The sequence below is a fragment of the Mesorhizobium sp. WSM1293 genome (assembly GCF_000513875.1).
GTDB lineage: Bacteria > Pseudomonadota > Alphaproteobacteria > Rhizobiales > Rhizobiaceae > Mesorhizobium > Mesorhizobium ciceri.
The window spans coordinates 1-21,609 of sequence record NZ_AZUV01000021.1 but is presented as its reverse complement, the minus strand read 5'-3'; the positions used below and the strand labels follow the sequence as shown (position 1 = coordinate 21,609).

Below are 21,609 nucleotides of genomic sequence, written 5' to 3'. Positions count from 1 at the left end.
AGGCGGCTGGCCGCTGTGAGAACAAGGAAGAAGCTGTTGTCGAGAACTGGTTTGTTGGCGGCGTTGGTCGCATCCGTCATCCTGTCGGCCGGCAGCGCGATGGCCCAGGAGCAACCGGCCGGTGCCGCGCCGGCGATTGATGCCCCCACCCCGGCTGCTCCCACGGCCCCAGCGCCGATTGCGCCGGCGCCCGCCGCACCGGCAGTCGCTCCGCCGGCCACGATGGCGCCTTCGCAGCCGGGCACCCAGCCGAACACGGCTGCGCCAGCCGAGGCCGGACCTTCGACGGCGATGGAATTGACCTTGCCGCATGACCTGTCGCCATGGGGCATGTTCATGGCGGCCGATATCGTCGTCAAGGCGGTGATGATCGGGCTGGCCTTTGCCTCCCTCGTCACCTGGACGATATGGCTGGCCAAGTCGCTGGAGCTTTTCGGCGGCAAGCTGCGCATCCGTCGCGCCGTGCGGGCGATCGGCAAGGCCGCCACGCTGAAGCAGGCCAGCAGTACCCTCGACCGCAGCGGCGGCCCGGGCGCGCTGCTGGTGCGGGCGGCCGAGGAGGAGACCGCACTCTCAGCCGGCGCCCTCGATCATGTCTCAGGCGATGGCCTCAAGGAACGGGTTACGTCGCGCCTGTCGCGCATCGAGGCGGCGGCGGCGCGGCGCATGTCACGCGGCACCGGCGTGCTGGCGACGATCGGCTCGACCGCGCCCTTCGTCGGCCTGTTCGGCACGGTCTGGGGCATCATGAACGCCTTCATCGGCATCTCGCAGGCGCAGACCACCAATCTCGCCGTGGTCGCGCCGGGCATCGCCGAAGCGCTGCTGGCCACCGCGATGGGCCTGGTCGCGGCCATACCGGCCGTCGTCATCTACAACGTCTTCGCCCGCTCGATAGCCGGCTATCGGCAGATCCTCGCCGATGCCTCGGCAGGGGTCGAACGACTGGTCAGCCGCGACCTCGACTTCCGCACCGTCGCGCCGGCCGCGCCACTGGCGGCGGAGTAGCGCCATGGGAAGCAGAATCCGACAGACCATGGATGACGATCTCGAGGAAAGCCACGAGATCAACGTCACCCCGTTCATCGATGTCATCCTGGTGCTGTTGATCATCTTCATGGTCGCGGCACCGCTGGCCACGGTGGATGTCAATGTCGACCTGCCGGGTTCGACCGCAACGCCCGCGCCGAGGCCCGAGACACCGCTGTTCCTGACGCTGAAGGACGATCTGACGTTGGCGATCGGCAATGACGGCGTGCCACGCCCGGCTTTCGCCGCGACGCTGGACGCCAAGACCAAGGGTGACAAGCAGACGCGCATCTTCCTGCGCGCCGACAAGGCGGTCGCCTATGGCGACCTGATGGAGGCGATGAACCTGTTGCGCGGCGCCGGCTATCTGAAGATCGCGCTGGTCGGCCTGGAGACGGCTCCCGCGTCCAATGCCCCCGCGCCCACAGCCACCGGTGCGGCGGCGCCATGACGCAAGCGGTCGCCGTGCCCTCGGTCCAGATGTCGCGCTTCGGCTGGCGCGACCTTGGCTTGTGGGCCGGTGCTGCCGCGCTGGTCCTCGGAGCCCATGTCGCGGTCGCCTATGCAGTGCAGGATCTCACCATGGTCACCGAAGCGGACGGCGGTCCGCCACCGGCCCAGGTGATCGAGATGGCGCCGATGGTGGTGATGCCGGCCGTACAAGAACAGGTGGCCGCGCTGGACGCGGTGACGCCAGATCAGACCGAACCGACACCGACGACCGAGCCGACACCTGAAGAACCGGTCGAAAAGGCGGAGCCGGTTCTCGAGCCGCCGGAAGCGGTCGCGCCCGACGAGGCCGAACCCAACCGGACCGAAACGGCTGAACAGGCCGATCAGCCGCCGCCGGATGAGGTCATCCCGGATGTTGTCGAGGCTGTCACGCCAGACGTCGTCATTCCCTTGCCGCAGCCAAAACCGGTCGAAATTGTCAAAGACAAGAAACCGGTCGAGGCCAAGGCGAAAAAACCTGTCGAAAAGCCCAAGCCGCGGCTTAAGAAGGAGAAGGCGGCTCCGCCGAAGACGGCAACCGTCGCCAGCGCCGACGCACGGCCCGCGGCCAGGACCGCCGCGCCGAAGGCAGCGGAATCGACGTCGCGCTCCGGCGACTCCAGCAAATGGGACTCCCGCCTGGGTGCCTGGATCAAGCGGCACACGCGCTATCCCAGTTCTGCCAAGGCCCGAGGCGTGGAAGGCAGGCCGTATGTCGCCTTCACGGTCGACTCGTCCGGCCGGGTCCTGTCTGCCAGGCTCTCTCGTTCCTCCGGGGATGCGGATCTGGACCGTGCGGCGCTCGCCGTGCTGCAAGGCGCCACGGTGCCGGCACCGCCGCCGGAACTCGGTTCGCGTCTGAGCCGTACAGCGCCGTTCGTGTTCAGCCTGCGCAACTAGGATCGAATTTGATCGAAGCGGCCTGTCAGTAGGCCAGCGACAGGCTCAGGGCCTCGACCTGTTCGAGATAGAAACGGCATTTCGTGCGCAACAGCCCGAGGCCCGGGGCATCGGCGCCGTTGATTTCGATGGTCTGCATCATGAAGTCGAAATGGGCGTGGAAGGCGTCCACTGTACCCCAGAGACTGTCGGCCTGGCAGCTGTCGGCAATCGCCATCGAGACGAGTTGGCGGGCCTCGATTCGCGCGGCGTCAGGCGATGGCGGCCGCCTGACGATCAAGACGTCGAGCCGGCTGAAAATGCTTTCCCTGGCATCGACGCTTCTGATGTTGGCTATCATGTTCATGTGCAGGTCCCCCTTGGCATTCCAGACGCGCAATAGGTTCCGGTCTGAAATTGAAAAACTGGTGAGCAGAGCATTTTCAGCGGCGCCAATGAGCGCGTGGCGTTTTGGCGGGCGACATGCATCAAGCTAGCGCGACCGGATGCCGGTCCTGCGGGCAGGATGCAATCAGGGCCGGGATTGCGGTTGCATCGGAGGGGTGGCCCCTGATGATGTTGGCGACCTCGGCATCTGCCTGCTCGAACCAGTAGACCATGTCGGCGCGGCGCAGGTCCGTCGCGGCTTTCTTCAGCAGCGGCAGCAGGCTTTGCAATGCGCACAGCGTCTCCCAGCGGTTTGGCCGCGAGGTCGAGCCGGCCACCGCGCATGCGGCTGACGATTGCATCTCGTTAGGCTCTCCGTGGCTGGGCGGCGCGATTGTCTTTTGCCTGCGCCTTGGGGTGCAGCGGGTTGCCGCTGAGCTGCGCGTGTCTGGCTGGCCGTGCGCCGCGAAGAACGTCGAAGGCCTCTGCATAGGCCATGCCCAGCAGATAGGAGATCATCGGAAAACGGCTTGCTTCGGCCATTTGCACGAGCTCATTGGTCATCGACGAAATATATTGAAGACTATCGATTTCCGACTGGCGTAAGGATTGATTTGGCACGTGCTGCTCCTGTCTCTGGTTATACCCTGGGAACGCGTTACTGGCCGAATACACATTGTTGGTCGACTAATTGATGGATTGGCCCGCGGTGGAGGGATCTCTTTCCGGGGTCGAGAGGGTCAAGGCATAGATCGGTGCGTCGGTGAGGCTGTCGAGACCAAGCAGCCGCTTGATCGCGGAATGACTGAGCGCGGCTGTCGGGCACGCCGACAGGCCATGATTGGTCGCCGCCAGCATGATGTTCTGGCCGATATGGCCGGCCTCGATCAGCACCACACGATAGGCGTTGGCGTCCTCATATTTCCACATCGTGCGGTCGAGCCTGGCGCAAAGCAGGATCAGGCACGGCATGGCGTCAGCCCACTCCTGTCCGCCGACCAGTTCGGAGATCTTCGGCAGATGGTTCGCGGAAATCCTGCCAAGGTCGTGGTCGGCGGCGGAATAGTGATAGACACCGGGTTCGAGGCCATCGACGCCGAGTGCGACCACATAGGCCTCATAGGGATTTCGCGCGCCGCCGGAAGGGGTCATGCCAAGCGGCAGGGTGCCGACGCAATTGGCGGTCTCACCGATGATGCCGAGCCCTGCGAACAGGCAATCGGAAAGCTGTTTGGCCGTGATGGTGGGCTGAGCCGCCGTGCGGTTGGTGCGGCGCCGCGCCATCAAGCCAAGAAGTTCGTTGTCTTCCAGTGCATTCGGCAGCTGGATGGCGCCGGCGGAATTCTTGAGCAGGAGGTCCGGCTGCGGCGTATGGCCGGCGCGTTCTATCTGCCGCTCTTCCGCTTGCTCGATGGTCATGTATTCGCTGTCCTGGACGCAGAAATGCATCAGCGCCGTCGGAAGCCCCCAACTCCATTGTCCCGAAAACTGTTCCTCCTGCTCGGCGAGAGGCGATCCGGCGGTGACCAGGGCGGAAAAATCGAGCAACCGGGGAACGACAGCTTTCAGCTCGGACTTCGACCAGCCATGGGCGCGGGCAATGTCCGCCGTCGATGCCCATTTGTCCCACGATGCGAGAAGGCCGACCATATCAGGGCTGCATTCAAATACGCTTCTGGTCAGGAAGTTGCATGCCGTGACCTTGTTCGGTCCAGGGTAGAAAACAAGCGTTTTCGAAGAGCGCATTTTCATGAAGCTGGATGCCATCTGCGGAGCCGAGGCGCCGACAAGCGAACCGCTCGTCGGCGCAGAACGGCTTCAGCGCTTGTTGTAGTGCATGCCCTGCGAAAAGAAGACGGTCTGCGTGCCGGCGGCAATCGTCAGCTTCGGAGTATTGGTCACTTTCTTGGCCATTTTTATCCTTTTCCTGACCCCAATCTGGGATCCGTTGAAGGACCCCCGGAACGGGATCCGCGCGAAGAAAGGTAAGGTCGGAAGAGTTAATGGTTTGTTAAAATTATAGTAAAACCACGAGTCGAAGGCGGATGCGTGGATTATCTTTCTTGGTACCAAAGTGTAAAATATCGATTTTATTCAGATACAGAGTAGACAATCGTTGGCGTACGCTTTATCGGCGTACGCTTATTCTTAATTGGCGTAAGACATGGCGATCCGAGGGATTAGCCCAACCCGTCCCGGGTGAGGCTGACAACCAGTTGGTCGACGCCCGGATCGTCGAGACTGATGACATGCGCCATGCTGATGGCATCCCTTGCGTGGATGTTGGCAATGTCGCGCCGCATGATGACGGACACGAATGCCGGGCCGGCCTCCGTCAGAAGCATGGCCTTGCCCATCAGCACCGGTTCGGAGATGGGAGCCCATTGCACGGAGATCAGTGACGGCTCTCCGGTCTGGCGGCGATTGATGCCGCTGAAATAAATCCAGTTCAGCCGCGAGATCGCCACGCCATAGTGATTGCCGCGCGCTCGTGCCCAGGTCGATCCCCGGCGCTCCGACCACCCGGTGACCCGTCGAAAGGTGACCAGTTCGGCTTCGCGCCGCACGAAGGTCACCGAGCGCACCAGGAGGTCGAGGCGGCCCGGGATCGAGAAATAGGTGAAATAGGTGCCGCCCGCGATCGAAGGGCTGGGAGGGCGGATCATCTGGTTGAACAGGCTCTCGGATACCGGCGGCAGGCCGCGCATCACTGGCTCGGGTGTGCCGGGATCCTGGTACAGTTCCGCCTCGTCGATGCGAAAGTAGTCGCATATCAGCTTGGCTGTGGCCTTGTTGGGAACGGTCTGCCCTTGCAGGTAGCGTTCGAACTGGGTGCGATTGATGTGCAGCTCACGGCATACCGCGCTTACGGAGGCATGGTCCTTGCACAGCCGTCTAAGGTTTGCAGCGAGATTCTCGCGAATTGACACGTCTTTGCTTCCGCAGGCGGATTTTTCATTTCGACTCGAGATCCATATAGCGTCTCCGGTCGCCCCCGCCGAAACGCCTTGGCCACAACGCACAGAAAAAACTGATTTGGTAACGTCAATTTAGTGGGGCGGTTTGCAAAAAAAACGGAAACAATCGACGAGCGCTTCCGCCATAAGTCCAATTGACAAAAGTCTTGCCGGAGATTGCGAAAACAGGCGGCGCGGCGCGCGGCCTTTTAGGCGCGCCGGCACGGCAAATGCCAGCCGTGGAGGCAAGCCCGGACGAGCGTCGCGGACTGCATATGGCGCGGAGAGCAAGGAATTAATCCGCTGGTGGAGCTGAGGAGGATCGAACTCCTGACCTCGTCATTGCGAACGACGCGCTCTCCCAGCTGAGCTACAGCCCCGTCCAGCGGATGGGCGCATTTATCGGGCGCCGCGGTTTCCTGTCAAGGCGGAGGTTTGCCGAAATCCAGTGGCCTGGCAGCCGTACCGGCGCACCGTGGCAGGCGGCCCTTGCCGGTTTCGCGTGCAATGGCTACATGTCGGCAACAATTGGAGACCGGCATGCTCGCCCTCATTCAGACAATCGTCATGGCGCTCGACCTCTACTGGTGGATCATCATCGCATCGGCGATCTTTTCCTGGCTTTACGCCTTCAACGTCGTCAACTCGCGCAATCAGTTCGTCGGTTCCATCGGCAACATGCTCTATCGGCTGACCGAACCGGCGTTGCGGCCGATCCGCCGTTTCATGCCGGACCTTGGCGGCATCGACATCTCGCCGATCATCCTGCTTCTGATCCTGTTCTTCCTGCGGCAGTTCATATTGACCAGTGTGGCGCCTCTGGTCCTGTGAGGCCGATGATCGTATGAGCGCGCCGTTTCGCCTGCGCGATGATGGCGTCGAGCTGTTTGTCCGGCTGACGCCGAAGGCTGCGCTGGACAGGCTCGAAGGCATCGAGACCACGGCGGACGAGCGAAGCCATCTGAAAGCGCGCGTCCGCGCCGTGCCGGAAAACGGCGCCGCCAATCATGCGCTCGAAAAGCTGATTGCCAACGCGATTGGCGTGCCGGGGTCCGCCGTCTCGGTTGTCGCCGGCGGCACGGCGCGGCTGAAGACCGTGCGCATTGAAGGCGATCCGGAGACGTTGGCGAAAAGCATCGAGGCGCTCGGCCATCAGGCCTGATGTCCTTGCCGGAGGGTCAATCCCCCAGCGGCAAACGCGGATCGTCAACTTTCAACGTGTTGACGCTCTGCTTGATGCGGCGCAGATTTTCCAGAACCCTTGGTCCGCGCGTCTCGGCGACCGAGGTGACGATCATGTCGACGATCGACAGCAGCGCATAGCGCGAAGATGTCGGCTTGTAGATATTGCCGTCTTCCAGCGACTGGAAATGGATGACCGTGTCGGCGACCTTGGCGAGCGCGGAGTCCGGCGGGGTGATGGCGATCGTCGTGGCGCCATATTGCTGGGCGACCTGCACCGCATCGATGACCGATCGTGCATAGCCGGAGACGGAGAAGGCGATCAGCGTGGTGTCGGGGGTGGCGACGGCGGCGTACATGCGCTGCAACTGTCCGTCGATCTGCGCCAGCACCGACACGCCAAGCCTGAATAGCCGGTTCTGCATTTCGGTCGCCATCATCGACGAAATGCCACCGGAGCCGATGCACAGCACATTGCCGGAAACCGCGATGCGTGCGGCGACGGCGACCAGCGTCGTCATGTCGAGGTTTTCGCTGGCGCGCTGGATGGCCGATATCGCCGCTTCGGTGATGGCGGAAGCGATGCGCTGTTCGCGGGCATCGCGGCTCAACGGCTCCGGCGACAGATACTGGCCGCCGATGGCGATGGCTTGCGCCAGATAGAATTTGAAGTCGCGCAGGCCCTCGCAGCCGAGGTTGCGGCAGAACCGCGTCACCGTCGGCTCGCTGATACCGACGCGCGCGGCAATTTCCGAAATCGCCGCCTTGGAAACGAAGTCGAGGTCTGCCAGCACGAAGCCGGCCAGCTTGCGATCCGACTTCGTTCCGTCCTGCGACATCAGCTGCAGGCGCGTGATGATGTCGGCCGGCGTCTTCATGCTGATATTTTCATAGAGGCAGGCCCGTCGCCTTGTCGAACAGATGGATGTTGCCGGGATCGACCGAGACCGGCAGCAGGTCTCCCGGCCTGACCGGCACCCTGTCACGGAACACGGCGCGTACCGTATCAGCACCGATAGCGCCATAGACATGTGTTTCGGAGCCGGTGGGCTCAACGACATCCACCCTGATCGCCATCGCGTCGACAGCCTCGCCGATGACAAAATGCTCGGGCCGGATGCCGGCCTCCACCGCGCTGTCCGCCGGCACCTGTTTGCCGGCAAGCGCCAGCCGCCCGCCACCGGCCGATTCGAACCAGGTTTTCTCAAGCGTCGTCTTGAGCGAACCAGAGACGAAACTCATCGACGGCGAGCCGAGGAAGGAGGCGACGAACTTGTTGGCCGGCCTGTCATAGAGCTCCAGCGGCGCCCCGACCTGCTGGATCCTGCCGCGATCCATCACGACGATGCGGTCGGCCATGGTCATAGCCTCGATCTGGTCGTGGGTGACGTAGACGATCGTCGACTTCAGCCGCTGGTGCAGCGCCTTGATCTCGACGCGCATCTGCACGCGCAATTGTGCGTCGAGATTGGACAGCGGTTCGTCAAACAGGAACACAGACGGTTCGCGCACGATGGCGCGGCCCATGGCGACGCGCTGGCGCTGGCCGCCCGACAGCTGGCGGGGATAGCGGTCGAGATAGGAGAAGAGATTGAGGACCCCGGACGCCTTCTTGACCTTCTCATCGATTACCGTGCGCGTCTCGCCGCGTATCTTCGGGCCGAAACCGATATTGTCTGATGCCTTCAGATGCGGAAACAGCGCATAGGACTGGAACACCATGGCGATGTTGCGCTGCTGCGGCGGCAGCGCGTTGGCGCGCACGCCGCCGATCAACAGATCGCCGGAAGTGATCGTCTCCAGGCCGGCGAGCATGCGCAACAAGGTCGACTTGCCGCAGCCGGACGGCCCGACCAGGACGACGAACTCGCCGCTCTTGATATCGAGGCTGATGTTCTCGAGGATCTTGTGCTGCCCGAAGGATTTCGACAGGTCGCGGAACTCGACGTCGGTCATGCTCACGCTCCCAATATGTCGTCGATGAAGGGCAGGCAACCGGCGGTCAGTCCCGCGTCCACGGGCATCACCACGCCTGTTACTCCCGATGCGCGATCGGACGCAAGGAAAGCGACGGCTTCCGCCACTTCCGCAGCGTTGACGATGCGACCGAGCGGATAGAGCCGCTGCAATTTGCCGAGGATTTCGGGATCCTTGGCAAGGCGGTGGTCCCAGGCGGCGGTGCGGATCGATCCGGGGCAGACGACATTGGCGCGCAGGCCGCTGCGGCCGAGCTCGACGGCGATCGCCTTGGCATAGGCGTTGATGCCGGCCTTGGCCGCGGCATAGGCGGGATTGCCGAAATGCGCGATGGCGTTGACCGAGGAGATGAAGACGACGCTGCCGGAGCCACGGCTGGCCATCGCCTTGACCAGCGGATCGGCGAAATTCATCACGCCGGTCAGGTTGAGGTCGAGTTCCTGCTCAATCCTGTCGGGGTTGAGCGCGGGGAGCGTCTCGGCGCGCGTCCAGCCGGCATTGTTGATGAGAATGTCGGGCACACCGTCCCGGTCGAGGATGGCGGCGATCGCCGTTGCTATCGACGCCTTGTCGAGAAGATCGAAGACGTGGCGGGCGGCAAAATACGGGCTCTTCAACGCCTCGCTCGACTGGTCGCAGCCTACGACCCTGGCGCCCCTTTGCGCCATCAGCGCCACGATGGCCGTGCCGAGGCCGCCGCCCGCACCCGTCACAACGACAGTCTTGCCCTCGAATTCGGCCCTGCCTTCGAGTTCCGTTTGCGAAACCACCGTGCGTCATCCTCCGGGATCTTCGACAGGTCGGATCAGGCCTAGTCCACAAAATGTAATTAAGCAACAGAATAATCTGCTTGCAAGCCTTCAAATCCTCGATAATGTAGGAAATTCACATAAATCTTCTGCTTGGGTAACGAAGAGGCGCGCAGGCGCAAAAATCAAAATGGGAGAGTTCAAATGAGTCTTGCAAAATGGACTGTCGGCCTGATGGCCGGAATGAGCATGCTGGCAATTGCGGCGCAGGCGGATGCGGGCGAGGTGCGGGTCACCGTGGCCGAGTACAGCGCCAAGACTGGCCCATATTTCGACAGCGTCAAGAAGGAATTCGAGGCGGCGAACCCCGGCATCACGGTCAAGTTCGAAGTGGTGCCGTGGGATGTGCTGCTGCAGAAGCTGACCACCGACATCACCGCCGGCACCAATGCCGATCTGTCGATCATCGGCACGCGCTGGCTGATCGACTTCGTCCAGCAGGATGTCGCCGAGCCGCTCGACGGCTACATCAAGCCCGACTTCAAGGACCGCTTCATCGACACCTTCCTGTCGCCCTCGATCATGGATGGCAAGACCTACGGCCTGCCGATCGCTGCCTCGGCGCGCGCCATGTACTACAACAAGGAGCTGTTCGAGAAGGCCGGCATCGCCAAGCCACCGGCAAACTGGACCGAGTTGCAGGAAGATGCGCGCAAGATCAAGGCTCTGGGGTCGGGCACGTTCGGCTTCGGCCTGCAGGGCAAGGAGATCGAGACCGACGTCTATTACTATTATGCGATGTGGTCCTACGGCACGGAAATCCTCAACAAGGACGGCACTTCGGGCCTGAGCACGCCCGGCGCGCTTGAAGCCGCCAAGCTCTACAAGTCGATGATCGACGAAGGCCTGACCGAACCCGGCGTCACCTCCAACAACCGCGAGGACGTGCAGAACCTGTTCAAGCAGGGCAAGGTCGGCATGATGATCACCGCACCCTTCCTGTCCAACCAGATCAAGGACGAGGCGCCGAACCTGAAATACGGCGTTGCGGCCATTCCCGCCGGACCGACCGGCGCGCGCGGCACCTATGGCGTCACCGATTCCATCATCATGTTCAAGAACTCCAAGAACAAGGACGAGGCCTGGAAGCTGCTCGATTTCCTGTTTACCACGGAGCAGCGTGCCAAGTTCACACAGGGCGAAGGCTTCCTGCCGGTGAACAAGGAAGAGGCCAAGATGGACTACTACGTCAACAATGCCGATTTGGCCGCGTTCACCGCTCTGCTGCCCGACGCCCGCTTCGCGCCGGTCATCCCGGGCTGGGAAGAGGTCGCCCAGATCACGTCGGACGCCATGCAGAAGATCTATCTCGGCGGCGACCCCGAGGCAGGCCTGAAGGACGCGGCGGCCAAGGCCAATGCGGTGCTGAAGAAGTAGGGGCAGTGCTGAAGGAATAGGGCGTATCTCCCTGCGCCCGTGGCGCGCCCCAGATTCAGGCGGGGCGCGCCACATCTTGCAGCCTCGAGCAGAAAGATAGTTCGTCGATGTCAACGCCGCCCAGCCAGGCTCCTTTCCTCTCCCGCCGGAGGGGGGAGAGGTGGCTCGGCGAAGCCGAGACTGAGTGGGGGAACCACCTGTACTCCGTCACGGACATAGGAAGGGCATCAGGCGCAGGCATCGTCTTGCGCCCAAGGGTCGACCCCCACTCCGTCGAGCTTCGCTCGACACCTCTCCCCCGGTTGACGGGGGAGAGGAAAGGGGCCCTTCCGCAACTGCTGCGGAGAACGGACGAGCAGGTGAGGGCAGCGCCGACGGTTGCAAGGAATCCTGAAGCGGTGCCCTGAGAAGAACGAGGCCGGACCAAGTCAATCTGTTAAGCCAGCGAAATCCAATCTCCCCGCAACGCGGTACAAAGCCAGCCGATGCAAAATCGTTTCTTGCCCTATCTCCTGACCTTGCCCAGCCTGTTTCTGGCGGCGGTGGTCATCTTCTGGCCGGTCTGGGACCTGATCCAGATCTCGACGCATGACGTCAGCCGCTTCGGCCAGCTTCGTGACTTCAACGACTTCGCCAATTTCGCGGCACTCGCTGCCGATCCCGATTTCACGGCCGCGCTTTGGCGCACCGGCCAATGGACGGTGATGGTGGTCGGCGGCGCGCTTCTCTTGTCGATCCCGGTGGCGATGATCCTCAACACCGATTTCTATGGCCGCGGCATTGCCCGCGTCATCATCATGCTGCCCTGGGCGGTGTCGCTGACCATGACTGCGGTGGTCTGGCGCTGGGCGCTGAGCGGCGAAAGCGGCATGCTCAATTCGGCGCTGATCGGCCTCGGCCTCATCGATCACAACATCCAGTGGCTAGCGAGTGCCGAAACCGCCTTTCCGATGCAAGTGCTGATCGGCATCCTGGTGACGGTGCCGTTCACGACGACGATCTTCCTCGGCGGGCTGTCGTCGATCCCGGACGATCTCTACGAGGCGGCGGCGCTTGAAGGGGCGACGCCGCTGCAGCAGTTCCGCGAAATCACCTTTCCGCTCCTGAAACCGTTCATCAACATCGCCATCGTGCTCAACACCATCTACGTCTTCAATTCGTTCCCGATCATCTGGGTGATGACGCAGGGCGGTCCGGCCAACTCGACCGATATCCTGGTCACCCATCTCTACAAGCTGGCCTTCCGCATCGGCAAGCTGGGCGAAGCATCGGCGGTGTCGCTGGTGATGTTCGCCATCTTGCTGATCTTCACCATGATCTATGTGCGGCTGGCGATGCGGGAGCAACGCGCATGACGAGCAAGCTCAAGCGTTCGATCATCGCCTGGCTGCTGCTGGCGCCGCTGATTGTGGTGACGCTCTTTCCCTTCGCGGTGATGTTCCTGACCGCAGTCAAGCCGAGACAGGAAGTGCTGTCGCCGACCTGGTGGCCGAGCGAATTCCGCTGGTCGAATTTTTCCGACATGTGGGTGGCGACCGGCTTCGGCCAGGCGTTGCTCAATTCGCTCTACGTGTCTGTGATCGCCACCGTCGGCGCCATCCTGATCTCGGTTCCGGCGGCCTATGCGATGTCGCGCTTCCGCTTTGCCGGCTACGGCGCCTTGCGCCAGTTCCTGCTGATTTCGCAGATGATCTCGCCGATCGTGCTGGTGCTCGGCCTGTTCCGGCTGATGGCGGCCTGGGGCCTGGTCGAGAGCACGACGGCGCTCGGCTTCATCTACATGGCCTTCAACGTCGCCTTCACGGTGTGGATGCTGCAGAGCTATTTCGACACCATCCCGCGCGATCTCGAGGAAGCCGCCTGGATGGAGGGCGCCGGCCGCTGGCTGACCTTGCGCAAGGTGTTCCTGCCGCTCTGCCTGCCGGCGATCGCGGTGACGGCGATCTTCACCTTCATCAACGCCTGGAACGAGTTCGTCGTGGCGCTCACCATGCTGCGCAGCCAGGAAAGCTACACGCTGCCGATCCAGGTGTTTTCGCTGGTCGCCGGCCGCTACACCATCGAATGGCATCACGTCATGGCCGCGACGCTGCTGGCGACCTTGCCGGTGGCCATCCTGTTCATCTGGCTGCAACGCTACCTCGTCAGAGGTCTGGCGCTCGGGGCGGTCAAATAGCGCCTATTCACGGACGGAGCTTTCATGCGCATTTTCACCGCCTCGCTGGCGACGGAAACCAACACCTTCTCGCCGGTGCCGACCGATAGGGCTTCGTTCGAGATGGCCTTCTATGCCGGGCCCGGCAAGCATCCGGAAACGCCGACGCTGTGCTCCTCGCCGATGGTGGCGCTACGCCGGCGTGCGGTGGCCGAAGGCCTCGACGTCATCGAAGGCACCGCCACCTGGGCGGAGCCGGGCGGCCTGGTGCAGCGGCAGACCTATGAGGCATTGCGCGACGAGATTCTGGGCCAGCTCAAGGCGGCGCTGCCGGTCGATGCTGTCATCCTCGGCCTGCATGGCGCCATGGTGGCGCAAGGCTATGACGATTGCGAAGGCGATCTGCTCGAACGGGTTCGCGCGATGGTCGGGCCGGAGGTGGTGATCGCCGTGGAACTCGATCCGCACAGCCATCTGACACCGAAGCGCGTCGCGGCCTCCGACATCCTCGCCTATTTCCTCGAATTTCCGCACACCGATTTCTACGAGCGCGGCGAACATGTCGTCGAGCTTGGCCTGGCAGCAGTGCGTGGTGAGATCAGCCCTGTCATTTCGACCTTCGACTGCCGCATGATCCAGGTGCTGCCGACCAGCCGCGAGCCGATGCGGTCCTTCGTCGATCGCATCAAGGCGCTGCACGGCAAGGACGGCGTGCTGTCGGTCTCCGTCATCCACGGCTTCATGGCGGCCGATGTGCCCGAGATGGGCACGCGCATCCTGGTCGTCACCGACAATGACAAGGCCAAGGGCGACGCGCTGGCGGAACGGCTCGGGCGGGAACTCTACGCGCTGCGCGAAAAGACGGCGATGACGATGCTGAGTGCTGCCGACGGCATCGATCGGGCGCTGGCCGTGCGCACAGAAAATCCGGGCAAGCCGGTGGTCATCGCCGATATTTGGGACAATCCCGGCGGCGGTGTGCCCGGCGACGGCACCTTCGTGCTGCGCCAGATGCTGGCGCGTGGCCTGGACAGGTTCGCCGTCGCGACCATCTGGGATCCGATCGCGGTCACCTTCTGCCTGGCGGCGGGCGAGGGCGCAGTCATCGACCTGCGCTTCGGCGGCAAGGCCGGGCCGCAAGCCGGCGAGCCGATCGATGCGCGCGTGCGCGTGCTGAAGGCGGTTGCGGAGGGCTGGCAGAGTTTCGGGCCAAGCCGGGTGACGCTTGGGCCGACGGCGCTGGTCCGCCTCGAAGGCACCGAGGTCGACATCATCCTCAACACCAACCGCACGCAGACCTTCGAGCCGGATATCTTTTCCAACATCGGCGTCGATCCGCTAGCCAAGGACATGCTGCTGATCAAGTCGACCAATCATTTCTACGCCGGCTTCGAGCCGATCGCCGCCGAGATCATCTATGTCTCGGCGCCGAGTTCGTATCCCAGCAATCCGGCGGTGACCGATTACAAGAAGCTGACAAGGCCGGTGTGGCCGAGGGTGACGGATCCTTGGAAGGTGTAGGGTTCTCCCTTCTCCCCTTGTGGGAGGAGGTGTCGCCGAAAGCGACGGATGAGGGGTGTTCCAGCGGAGTGAGGCGTTGGCATTTCCTGGAACACCCCTCATCCGTCTCGGCGCTACGCGCCGATCCACCTTCCCCCACAAGGGGGGAAGGGAAAGCCAATCACGCCAGCCCGCGCTTGGCCATCATCGCTTCCGGCGACGGCATCTTGCCGCGAAATGCGGTGTAGAGTTCTTCCGGATCCTTCGACCCGCCGGCCGCGTAGATGTTCTTGCGCAACCGCTCGGCGAGTGCCGGGTTGAAGGGGTCGCCGGTTTCCTCGAAGGCGGCAAAAGCATCGGCATCGAGCACTTCCGACCACATGTAGGAATAGTAGCCGGCCGAATAGCCTTCGCCGGAAAAGACATGGCCGAAATGCGGCGTGCGGTGACGCATGGCTATGGTGTCCGGCATATGCAGTTCTGCAAGCGTTTCGGCTTCGAAACGAAGCGGCGCTTCAGGCGCCTCCGCCCGCGCGTGATAGGCCATGTCCATCAAGGCGGAGGCGGTGAATTCGACCGTGGCGAAGCCGGCGCCGAAGGTGCGCGCGGCCAGCATCTTGTCGAGCAGCGCCTTGGGCATCGGCTTGCCGGTCTTGACGTGCAGCGCGTGCTTCTCCAGCACTGCCGGCACGGTCAGCCAGTGCTCGTAGAGCTGCGAGGGCAATTCGACGAAATCACGGCTGACCGAAGTGCCCGAAACCGAGGGCCAGGTGACGTCGGTCAGCATGCCGTGCAGCGCATGGCCGAACTCGTGGAACAGCGTCTTCGCCTCGTCGACCGACAGCAGAGCCGGCTCGCCCACCGGCGGCTTGGCGAAGTTCATGATGTTGTAGATGACCGGGCTTGCACCGTGGCCGAGCCTATAGCCGGATTGCAACGCGCTCATCCAGGCGCCGGAGCGCTTTGACGGCCGGGCGAAATAGTCGGCCAGGAACAGGCCGCGCTCGCTGCCGTCGGCATTCTTCACCACGAAGACGCGGGCGTCCGGATGCCAGGCCGCGATGCCCTTTTTCTCTTCGAAGGTGATGCCGAACAGCCGTGTCGCCACGTCGAAGCAAGCGTCGATGATCCGGTCGAGCTGTAAATAAGGTTTCAGTTCCGCCTCGTCGAAGGCGAATTTCTCCGCGCGCAGCTTCTCCTGGTAGAAGCGCCAGTCCCAGGCAGCGAATTTTTCGTTGCTGCCGGCTGCGGTGGCCAGGCGCTGCAATTCGATCTGGTCGCTTGCTGCCTTCTCAAGCGCCTTTTCCCACACCGGATCGAGCAGCGCGTGCACGGCCTTCGGCGTCTTGGCCATGGTGTCGTCGAGCTTCAGCGCGGCGAAAGAGGCATAGCCGAGCAGCTTTGCCTTTTCGGCCCGCAGGCGCAGCATGTCGCGCACCACGTTCGTGTTGTCGGTGGCGCCGCCATTCTGGCCGCGCATGGTGAAGGCGCGGAAGGCGATCTCGCGCAGATCGCGGCGTTCGGAGAAGGTCGAGAACGGCTCATAGATCGAGCGCGACAAGGTGACGGCATAGCGGCCCTTCTGGCCACGCATTTCGGCGGCCTCGGCCATGGAACTTTTCACGAAGTCCGGCAGGCCGGCAAGGTCGGCTTCATCGAGGAACAGCGCCCAGTCGCGCTCGTCGGCCAGTACATTCTGGCCGAAAGCCGTGCCGAGCGAGGACAATTCCTCGCTGATGCTTGCCAGCCGTTTCTTGCCATCGGTGTCGAGCTTGGCGCCGGAACGGACGAAGCCCTTCCAGGTCTTTTCCAGCACCCGCAGGGTCTCGGCGTCGAGCTTCAGGCTCTCACGGTGCTGGTAGAGATCGTCGATGCGGGCAAACAGCCGCTCATTCATTGAAATCGCCGAGAAATGCCTGGACATTTTCGGCGAGATGTCGCGCTCCAGCGCCTGGATCGTCTCGTTGGTGTAGGCGCCGGCGCGGCACCAGAAGATCGACGAGACACGATCGAGCGCTTCGCCGCCGAGTTCCAGCGCGGCAAGCGTGTTCTCGACGGTCGGCGCATCCTTGTTGCCGGCGATCGCCTCGATCTCGGCCTCGTGCGCCTTCAGCGCCGCGTCGAAGACCGGGGAGAAGTCGCCGTCGCCAATGCGCGTGAAATCGGGCAGGCCGAGCGGCCCCTGCCACGCGGTCAGCGGATGGGCGGCGAGGTCGACGGCTTTCGTGGAAGGCATGGACAGTCTTTCGTTGGTGGAGCAGGCAGGTGGGTCGTACCCGATGTAGGGCGCGGCCGGCGGACCCGCAATATGCGGATTTGGCCGATATCGCCCTCAAAAGCCGTCGCAGTTTTCGGCGATCGCCGCTTGTGAACTGGCGGTGATGCGGTTGTCGGTGACCGCGAAAGTTTCCTGCATCAGCATGTCGTTGTTGGGGAAATCGTAGCAGGCGACCACCGTGGTGACGCCGCCTTCGCTTTTCTCGATCCGGTGCCGGATCGCAGCACCGGCAACGGCACCTTTCCATTCGTCGATCGAAGCGATGAATTCCTGCTTGCTTTGCACGATGCCGAGGTCGTCCAGCTTGATGCGGACATCGTCGGCGAGCAGGTCGGCCAGTTCCGTGCGGTCGGCGACCAGCAGCGCCGAATACCAGCGGCTGATGAGGGCACGATCATCGGCGCGGGCGGCAATAATCGCCAGCAGCAGTGCGGCCGCCGCAAAAGCGACCGACCTGATGTTCACCAGCTTGCGCGCCGCCGCGTTCATCCCAGTTCCGGCCGTTCGAAATCGCCAGTCTCCTTGTTCATCGTCCAGAGTTCGCCGGTCGAGATATCGAACCAGGCCCCATGCAGCGACAGCCGTCCCTTGCCTTCGAGAATCGAGACGCAGGGAAAGGTTCTGAGGTTGGCGATGGAATAGCGGATCGAGATGCGCTCCAGCGCGGTCTGGCGCTCCGAGGCGGTCATGAAGGTGCTGGAGGAGACGGTTTCGGCCGCCGGCGCGATCAGGCTCATCCACTTGCCGATGAAGTCGCCCGGCGACAGCGGCGCGGAATTGCTGTCGAGCGCCGCCCGGATGCCGCCGCAGCGGCCATGGCCCATGACGACGATGTTCTTGACCTTGAGGCTCTGTACGGCGAATTCAAGCGCCGCCGAGGTCGAATGGAACTCGCCGTCGGGTGCATAGGGCGGCACCAGATTGCCGACATTGCGCAGAACGAAGAGTTCGCCCGGCCCAGCGTCGAAGATCGCCTCGGGCGCCGAACGCGAATCGCAGCAGGCGACGATCATCGTCTCCGGCGCCTGGCCTTCGCGAGCGAGATCGCGATAGCGCCCGCTCTCGGTGAGATAGCGGCCATTCATGAAATTGCGATAGCCGGCGAGAAGATGTTCAGGGAGATGGGACATGGGCGGCGTCTGGAGCCTTTCCGGGTTGGATGCGGCAGCTCGTTGCGGTCTAGAGAGGCTCTAGCGGCAAAAGCCGGTCGCGAGCAATGCAGAATTATGAGGGCTGGCTAGAAATGCCATGCATCGAGCGCAACCGTGGCCAACAGCGTCACGCCCAGATGGCGACGGGAATGCCAAAGCTGTCGCGGCCCGGCGGGTCGGGAAACGGCCGCGCCTCGCCGCCGACGATGCGACCGGCGATCAGCGTCATCGCGGCTGCGTCGAGGAAGTCATCAGCGGCGGCACCGCGGGGCGGCGGCTGGTCGAGAAAGCCCTTATCATAGCCGTGCCGGCAGAGCAGCGCCTTGCGTTCCGCCATGCCGGCCGGATTGATGCTGCCCTTGATCTTCTTCGGCAGTTGCATGGCTTGATCGCCGTTCAAGCGGCAGAAAGCGACTTCCGGGTGCGATTCAAACACGCGGCTGCGCAAATCGGGCCGCGCGATCAGCACGGCGTCGATCTCGCGGATCTTGGCAAAAATGCCGAACGCCTGGATCGAGACGCCGCGCGGCGGATCGGATGTGGTCAGGGCCACCGCGCTTGCCCTGACGTGCGCGGCATACCAGGCTTCGATGGTGGTGAAGCCGTTGGTGTCGGCATAGAGCGCGGCACGGGACGGGATCGAGAAGACACTGGACTGGCGTGCCCCGAGCAGCGGCCGCACCAGGGCTTCGGGGCCGCGCCCGCCCTTGCCCGAAAAGCCGGGCAGGCCGATCGGCATGTCGACGGCGATGACAGCGTCTACGGGAAGGGATGCGAGCAGGGCAGTGAAGGTTGCAAAGACACCGACCGACGGTGCCATGCCAAAAGTTCGTCGGACGGCGATCCAGCCGGCCTTGCAGCCATCGACGCCGACAAGTACGGCCTCAGTCGATGTCACGCCCGGCGGCCCCGCCCTGGATGTGTGAGGTGGCGAAGCTGGACCATCGCCATCGGATGCGACAGGCTCTGCGCATCGGTTTCGAGCTGCAGTTCGTCGCCGCCGCGCTTGGCGGTGCGTGCCAGGATCTCGTAGACCGCCGCCGTCGTCGATTGCAGCGCCTTGATCGGTGGCTGGCCGGACAGGATGCGTGCCAGGTAAACGGCCGCCGTCAGATCGCCCAGGCCATTCGGCGGCTTGTCGATCAGGCGATGTTCGGCGAGCAGCGCCTGGCTGTTATCGAGCAGGAGGTTGCCGGTGCCGCCCGTCATCATCGACGGCGCCGAGGTGACCAGCATGGTCGATGGTCCGGCGTGCAGCGCCGCCGCGATCACCGATTTCATGTCTGGCAACGCGGCGCCGGCCATCCATTCCAGTTCGTAGCGGTTAGGGGTGGCTATGTCGGCGATCGGCATCAGCCGATCGCGCATGGCGATGGCGGTCGGTTCGGGCACATAGAGGCCGCCCGAATCACCCATCACCGGATCGCAGATATAGACGGCGCCGGGCGTCCTTGCCTTGACCGCGGCGACCAGCGAGGCGACGGCCTCGGCCTGGCCCGCCTCGCCGAGATAGCCGGACAGCACGGCGCCGACCTCACCCAGCCATGGCGCCCGCTCGAGATCGGCCATCAACGCCTTGAACTCGCCGAGCGGCGGCACGATGCGCGTCGCGCGCCCATGGCCGGGATGCCAGGGCAAGATGACGGTCGGCACCGCCCAGACCGGGAACCCCAGGGTCTCCAGCGCAAAGACGGCGGCACGGTTGCCGACCGAGCCACGCGCGACATGGCTGGAAATGACGATGACCGCACGCGGCGCGTCGGTTTGTTCGGCGCTCATTGTCGTTTGATTCCTAACTGCCCCGGATGACGTAAAGCACGAGCCAGGCCATCAGGCCCAGCGCCAGCAGCAGCCCCAGCGTGCGGCCAAAGCGGGTGCCCCAGACTTCGATCGGATCGGCACGATCGGCATCGGCCGCGGTGACGTGATCGTGCATACCTTTCGCTGCCCGCGCTACAAACGAGTTGCCGGCCGGATCCGTCTCGCGCGCAATGCGCTCGATGATACGGCGCGATTCCTTATCGCTGTCCTGGCGTTCCGCCATGATGATGTCCCGTTTTGCCGGACCTTATCGCGTTCGCACGGCCAATCACAGAGCCTTGCAGCGGCACCGGGCGTGCCAGGCGAGGGGCTGCCGGCGCGGGCGGTTTTCTTGCGCGCTGATTGTGGTAATGCTTCGCGTGCAACTTCTACCGAGGGACCCCATCATGTTTGCCCAGCGCCTTGCCTTGCCGTCCACGTTCCGCACGCTGCCCGCCTTCCTGATGATGGCGATCGTGCTGCCGCTGCTTGCAGGCTGCGGCTATAACACCATCCCGACGGCGGAAGAAAATGCCAGGGCGGCATGGAGCGAGGTGCTGAACCAGTATCAGCGCCGCGCCGACCTCATCCCCAACCTGGTCGAGACGGTCAAGGGCTATGCCTCGCATGAAAAGGATACGCTCGACGCGGTGGTCGAGGCGCGCGCCAAGGCAACGCAGATCACGGTAACACCGGAAACGCTGAAGGATCCCGAAGCCCTCAAGAAGTTCCAGGATGCCCAGGCGGGGCTGACCAGCGCGCTGTCGCGGCTGATCGCGGTCTCGGAGGCCTATCCCGACCTCAAGGCCAACCAGAACTTCCTGGCGCTGCAGGCGCAGCTCGAAGGCACCGAGAACCGCATCGCGGTGTCGCGGCGCGATTACATCCAGGCGGTCAGGGACTACAATCTGACGCTGAGGACGTTCCCCTCGGTGCTGTGGGCGACCTTCTGGTTCCGCGGCAACGAGCCCTTCGCCAATTTCACCGTCGCCGAAGACAAGATGCAGCCGCCGAAGGTCGATTTCGGCACGAAGCAGGGCGGGTGAACGTCCACTGTCATCGGAATAAATCCCGCGAAATGACGGGCTGCTGGCGTGCAAACACCCCCCTCTGTCCTACCGGACATCTCCCCCTCAAGGGGGGAGATTGGCAGCTTCGGCGCTGACGCCCATCTTGCGACGTTGAAAATTGGTGAAAGTGGAGATGGCGGCCAATCTCCCCACTTGAGGGGGAGATGCCCGGCAGGGCAGAGGGGGGCGCTCCGGAACGCAAGCCTAGGGTTCCTTTTCGCTCTTCTAAGCCTCCTCTTCCTCCCGTTCTCGGCCCTCGCGGCCGATCTCCCGGCGCTGACCGGCCGTGTCGTCGACAATGCCGGCATCATCGACGCCGCGACCAGGGCGGCGCTGACCCAAAAACTCGCCGATTTCGAGACAAAAGGCTCCGACCAGATCGTCGTCGCGACGATTCCCAGCCTCGATGGCGAGGAGATCGAGCCTTACGCCAACCGGCTGTTCCGCTTCTGGAAGCTCGGCCAGGCGAAGGAAAACAATGGCGTCCTGCTGCTGGTGGCCCCGAACGACCGCAAGATGCGCATCGAGGTCGGCTATGGGCTGGAAGGCACGCTGACCGACCTGCA

25 protein-coding genes and 1 tRNA gene are annotated in these 21,609 nt (G+C 63.4%); 11 read left to right on the top strand and 15 right to left on the bottom strand.

The window, feature by feature from the left end:
• Positions 1 to 36: 36 nt before the first annotated feature.
• Genes exbB through M729_RS0123295 form a run of 3 tightly spaced genes read left to right on the top strand, consistent with a single transcriptional unit; the run spans position 37 to position 2,421 of the window.
• The gene (gene exbB / locus M729_RS0123305) at positions 37 to 1,008 is read left to right on the top strand and encodes a tonB-system energizer ExbB (RefSeq protein WP_027163014.1); all 972 of its coding nucleotides are present in this window, start codon (positions 37 to 39) and stop codon (positions 1,006 to 1,008) included.
• Between the two features lie 4 nt (positions 1,009 to 1,012).
• Positions 1,013 to 1,480 carry a TonB system transport protein ExbD gene (gene exbD, locus M729_RS0123300; RefSeq protein WP_013528969.1) on the top strand — a complete coding sequence of 156 codons (468 nt, stop codon included), beginning with the start codon at positions 1,013 to 1,015 and terminating at the stop codon, positions 1,478 to 1,480.
• Positions 1,477 to 2,421, top strand: a complete 945-nt coding sequence (locus M729_RS0123295; protein ID WP_027163013.1) for an energy transducer TonB — start codon at positions 1,477 to 1,479, stop codon at positions 2,419 to 2,421. Before exbD ends, M729_RS0123295 begins: the two co-directional genes overlap by 4 nt.
• A 25-nt stretch (positions 2,422 to 2,446) precedes the next feature.
• Here the strand turns inward: M729_RS0123295 and M729_RS0123290 are convergent, their stop codons facing one another.
• The 6 genes from M729_RS0123290 to M729_RS0123255 all read right to left on the bottom strand — a co-directional run bounded on the left by M729_RS0123290 (position 2,447) and on the right by M729_RS0123255 (position 6,124).
• A complete protein-coding gene (locus M729_RS0123290; protein ID WP_027163012.1) occupies positions 2,447 to 2,767 on the bottom strand; it encodes a hypothetical protein in 321 nt (106 codons plus the stop codon).
• A gap of 121 nt (positions 2,768 to 2,888) precedes the next feature.
• A complete protein-coding gene (locus M729_RS0123285; protein ID WP_027163011.1) occupies positions 2,889 to 3,149 on the bottom strand; it encodes a hypothetical protein in 261 nt (86 codons plus the stop codon).
• Between the two features lie 4 nt (positions 3,150 to 3,153).
• Positions 3,154 to 3,330: a hypothetical protein gene (locus M729_RS0123280; protein WP_224700463.1), complete on the bottom strand. Its 177-nt coding sequence runs from the start codon at positions 3,328 to 3,330 to the stop codon at positions 3,154 to 3,156.
• A 144-nt stretch (positions 3,331 to 3,474) separates the two neighbouring features.
• The gene (locus tag M729_RS0123275; RefSeq protein ID WP_245267615.1) at positions 3,475 to 4,437 is read right to left on the bottom strand and encodes a SagB/ThcOx family dehydrogenase; all 963 of its coding nucleotides are present in this window, start codon (positions 4,435 to 4,437) and stop codon (positions 3,475 to 3,477) included.
• A gap of 530 nt (positions 4,438 to 4,967) precedes the next feature.
• Entirely contained in the window at positions 4,968 to 5,717 is a 750-nt protein-coding gene (locus M729_RS0123260; RefSeq protein ID WP_013528976.1) for a helix-turn-helix transcriptional regulator, read from the bottom strand.
• Between the two features lie 331 nt (positions 5,718 to 6,048).
• Positions 6,049 to 6,124: transfer RNA gene (locus tag M729_RS0123255), tRNA-Ala, on the bottom strand.
• A 160-nt stretch (positions 6,125 to 6,284) separates the two neighbouring features.
• Here M729_RS0123255 and M729_RS0123250 point away from each other — a divergent pair.
• Both M729_RS0123250 and M729_RS0123245 read left to right on the top strand, forming a co-directional pair.
• A complete protein-coding gene (locus tag M729_RS0123250) occupies positions 6,285 to 6,575 on the top strand; it encodes a YggT family protein (RefSeq protein ID WP_013528977.1) in 291 nt (96 codons plus the stop codon).
• A gap of 13 nt (positions 6,576 to 6,588) precedes the next feature.
• The gene (locus M729_RS0123245) at positions 6,589 to 6,906 is read left to right on the top strand and encodes a DUF167 family protein (RefSeq protein ID WP_027163009.1); all 318 of its coding nucleotides are present in this window, start codon (positions 6,589 to 6,591) and stop codon (positions 6,904 to 6,906) included.
• A 16-nt stretch (positions 6,907 to 6,922) separates the two neighbouring features.
• On the opposite strand, the gene M729_RS0123240 is transcribed toward M729_RS0123245, so the two are convergent.
• The 3 genes from M729_RS0123240 to M729_RS0123230 are packed head-to-tail and all read right to left on the bottom strand — an operon-like array spanning position 6,923 to position 9,673.
• Complete coding sequence (locus tag M729_RS0123240; RefSeq protein ID WP_027163008.1) at positions 6,923 to 7,804, bottom strand: MurR/RpiR family transcriptional regulator; 882 nt, start codon at positions 7,802 to 7,804, stop codon at positions 6,923 to 6,925.
• 10 nt (positions 7,805 to 7,814) lie between these two features.
• Positions 7,815 to 8,882 carry a sn-glycerol-3-phosphate ABC transporter ATP-binding protein UgpC gene (ugpC, locus tag M729_RS0123235; protein WP_013528980.1) on the bottom strand — a complete coding sequence of 356 codons (1,068 nt, stop codon included), beginning with the start codon at positions 8,880 to 8,882 and terminating at the stop codon, positions 7,815 to 7,817.
• 2 nt (positions 8,883 to 8,884) lie between these two features.
• Positions 8,885 to 9,673 carry an SDR family oxidoreductase gene (locus M729_RS0123230; protein ID WP_027163007.1) on the bottom strand — a complete coding sequence of 263 codons (789 nt, stop codon included), beginning with the start codon at positions 9,671 to 9,673 and terminating at the stop codon, positions 8,885 to 8,887.
• A 183-nt stretch (positions 9,674 to 9,856) separates the two neighbouring features.
• Here M729_RS0123230 and M729_RS0123225 point away from each other — a divergent pair, with 183 nt between their 5' ends.
• From M729_RS0123225 to M729_RS0123205, 4 genes are all read left to right on the top strand, one after another.
• Complete coding sequence (locus tag M729_RS0123225) at positions 9,857 to 11,089, top strand: sugar ABC transporter substrate-binding protein (RefSeq protein ID WP_013528982.1); 1,233 nt, start codon at positions 9,857 to 9,859, stop codon at positions 11,087 to 11,089.
• 485 nt (positions 11,090 to 11,574) lie between these two features.
• Positions 11,575 to 12,444: a sugar ABC transporter permease gene (locus tag M729_RS0123215; RefSeq protein ID WP_027163005.1), complete on the top strand. Its 870-nt coding sequence runs from the start codon at positions 11,575 to 11,577 to the stop codon at positions 12,442 to 12,444.
• Positions 12,441 to 13,265: a carbohydrate ABC transporter permease gene (locus M729_RS0123210; protein ID WP_013528984.1), complete on the top strand. Its 825-nt coding sequence runs from the start codon at positions 12,441 to 12,443 to the stop codon at positions 13,263 to 13,265. Before M729_RS0123215 ends, M729_RS0123210 begins: the two co-directional genes overlap by 4 nt.
• 24 nt (positions 13,266 to 13,289) lie before the next feature.
• Entirely contained in the window at positions 13,290 to 14,765 is a 1,476-nt protein-coding gene (locus tag M729_RS0123205; RefSeq protein ID WP_027163004.1) for a M81 family metallopeptidase, read from the top strand.
• Between the two features lie 160 nt (positions 14,766 to 14,925).
• Here M729_RS0123205 and M729_RS0123200 read toward each other — a convergent pair whose 3' ends face one another.
• The 6 genes from M729_RS0123200 to M729_RS0123175 all read right to left on the bottom strand — a co-directional run bounded on the left by M729_RS0123200 (position 14,926) and on the right by M729_RS0123175 (position 20,217).
• On the bottom strand, positions 14,926 to 16,980 hold the full coding sequence (locus M729_RS0123200; RefSeq protein WP_027163003.1) for a M3 family metallopeptidase: 2,055 nt from the start codon (positions 16,978 to 16,980) through the stop codon (positions 14,926 to 14,928).
• 96 nt (positions 16,981 to 17,076) lie between these two features.
• Complete coding sequence (locus M729_RS0123195; protein WP_027163002.1) at positions 17,077 to 17,511, bottom strand: hypothetical protein; 435 nt, start codon at positions 17,509 to 17,511, stop codon at positions 17,077 to 17,079.
• Positions 17,508 to 18,152, bottom strand: a complete 645-nt coding sequence (locus tag M729_RS0123190; RefSeq protein WP_027037320.1) for a carbonic anhydrase — start codon at positions 18,150 to 18,152, stop codon at positions 17,508 to 17,510. Before M729_RS0123190 ends, M729_RS0123195 begins: the two co-directional genes overlap by 4 nt.
• A 148-nt stretch (positions 18,153 to 18,300) precedes the next feature.
• Positions 18,301 to 19,071: a DUF429 domain-containing protein gene (locus M729_RS0123185; RefSeq protein ID WP_027163001.1), complete on the bottom strand. Its 771-nt coding sequence runs from the start codon at positions 19,069 to 19,071 to the stop codon at positions 18,301 to 18,303.
• On the bottom strand, positions 19,068 to 19,952 hold the full coding sequence (pdxY, locus tag M729_RS0123180) for a pyridoxal kinase PdxY (protein WP_027163000.1): 885 nt from the start codon (positions 19,950 to 19,952) through the stop codon (positions 19,068 to 19,070). The genes M729_RS0123185 and pdxY overlap by 4 nt, the downstream gene beginning before the upstream one ends.
• A 13-nt stretch (positions 19,953 to 19,965) precedes the next feature.
• Positions 19,966 to 20,217 carry a hypothetical protein gene (locus tag M729_RS0123175; protein ID WP_027162999.1) on the bottom strand — a complete coding sequence of 84 codons (252 nt, stop codon included), beginning with the start codon at positions 20,215 to 20,217 and terminating at the stop codon, positions 19,966 to 19,968.
• 163 nt (positions 20,218 to 20,380) lie between these two features.
• On the opposite strand from M729_RS0123175, the gene M729_RS0123170 reads away from it, so the two are divergent.
• Together M729_RS0123170 and M729_RS01000000135605 are read left to right on the top strand one after the other, a co-directional pair.
• A complete protein-coding gene (locus M729_RS0123170; RefSeq protein ID WP_024504707.1) occupies positions 20,381 to 21,019 on the top strand; it encodes a LemA family protein in 639 nt (212 codons plus the stop codon).
• Between the two features lie 177 nt (positions 21,020 to 21,196).
• The coding region (locus M729_RS01000000135605; RefSeq protein WP_032809185.1) for a TPM domain-containing protein at positions 21,197 to 21,609 on the top strand (413 nt) is incomplete at its 3' end.

Bases quoted from the DNA above. Each gene is read 5' to 3' on its own strand.
- exbD (WP_013528969.1), top strand. From the start codon at position 1,013: ATGGGAAGCAGAATCCGACAGACCATGGATGACGATCTCGAGGAAAGC.
- M729_RS0123295 (WP_027163013.1), top strand. From the start codon at position 1,477: ATGACGCAAGCGGTCGCCGTGCCCTCGGTCCAGATGTCGCGCTTCGGC.
- M729_RS0123290 (WP_027163012.1), bottom strand. From the start codon at position 2,767: ATGAACATGATAGCCAACATCAGAAGCGTCGATGCCAGGGAAAGCATT.
- M729_RS0123285 (WP_027163011.1), bottom strand. From the start codon at position 3,149: ATGCAATCGTCAGCCGCATGCGCGGTGGCCGGCTCGACCTCGCGGCCA.
- M729_RS0123280 (WP_224700463.1), bottom strand. From the start codon at position 3,330: ATGGCCGAAGCAAGCCGTTTTCCGATGATCTCCTATCTGCTGGGCATG.
- M729_RS0123275 (WP_245267615.1), bottom strand. From the start codon at position 4,437: ATGGTCGGCCTTCTCGCATCGTGGGACAAATGGGCATCGACGGCGGAC.
- M729_RS0123250 (WP_013528977.1), top strand. From the start codon at position 6,285: ATGCTCGCCCTCATTCAGACAATCGTCATGGCGCTCGACCTCTACTGG.
- M729_RS0123245 (WP_027163009.1), top strand. From the start codon at position 6,589: ATGAGCGCGCCGTTTCGCCTGCGCGATGATGGCGTCGAGCTGTTTGTC.
- M729_RS0123240 (WP_027163008.1), bottom strand. From the start codon at position 7,804: ATGAAGACGCCGGCCGACATCATCACGCGCCTGCAGCTGATGTCGCAG.
- ugpC (WP_013528980.1), bottom strand. From the start codon at position 8,882: ATGACCGACGTCGAGTTCCGCGACCTGTCGAAATCCTTCGGGCAGCAC.
- M729_RS0123225 (WP_013528982.1), top strand. From the start codon at position 9,857: ATGAGTCTTGCAAAATGGACTGTCGGCCTGATGGCCGGAATGAGCATG.
- M729_RS0123215 (WP_027163005.1), top strand. From the start codon at position 11,575: ATGCAAAATCGTTTCTTGCCCTATCTCCTGACCTTGCCCAGCCTGTTT.
- M729_RS0123210 (WP_013528984.1), top strand. From the start codon at position 12,441: ATGACGAGCAAGCTCAAGCGTTCGATCATCGCCTGGCTGCTGCTGGCG.
- M729_RS0123205 (WP_027163004.1), top strand. From the start codon at position 13,290: ATGCGCATTTTCACCGCCTCGCTGGCGACGGAAACCAACACCTTCTCG.
- M729_RS0123200 (WP_027163003.1), bottom strand. From the start codon at position 16,980: ATGCCTTCCACGAAAGCCGTCGACCTCGCCGCCCATCCGCTGACCGCG.
- M729_RS0123195 (WP_027163002.1), bottom strand. From the start codon at position 17,511: ATGAACGCGGCGGCGCGCAAGCTGGTGAACATCAGGTCGGTCGCTTTT.
- M729_RS0123190 (WP_027037320.1), bottom strand. From the start codon at position 18,152: ATGTCCCATCTCCCTGAACATCTTCTCGCCGGCTATCGCAATTTCATG.
- pdxY (WP_027163000.1), bottom strand. From the start codon at position 19,952: ATGAGCGCCGAACAAACCGACGCGCCGCGTGCGGTCATCGTCATTTCC.
- M729_RS0123175 (WP_027162999.1), bottom strand. From the start codon at position 20,217: ATGGCGGAACGCCAGGACAGCGATAAGGAATCGCGCCGTATCATCGAG.
- M729_RS0123170 (WP_024504707.1), top strand. From the start codon at position 20,381: ATGTTTGCCCAGCGCCTTGCCTTGCCGTCCACGTTCCGCACGCTGCCC.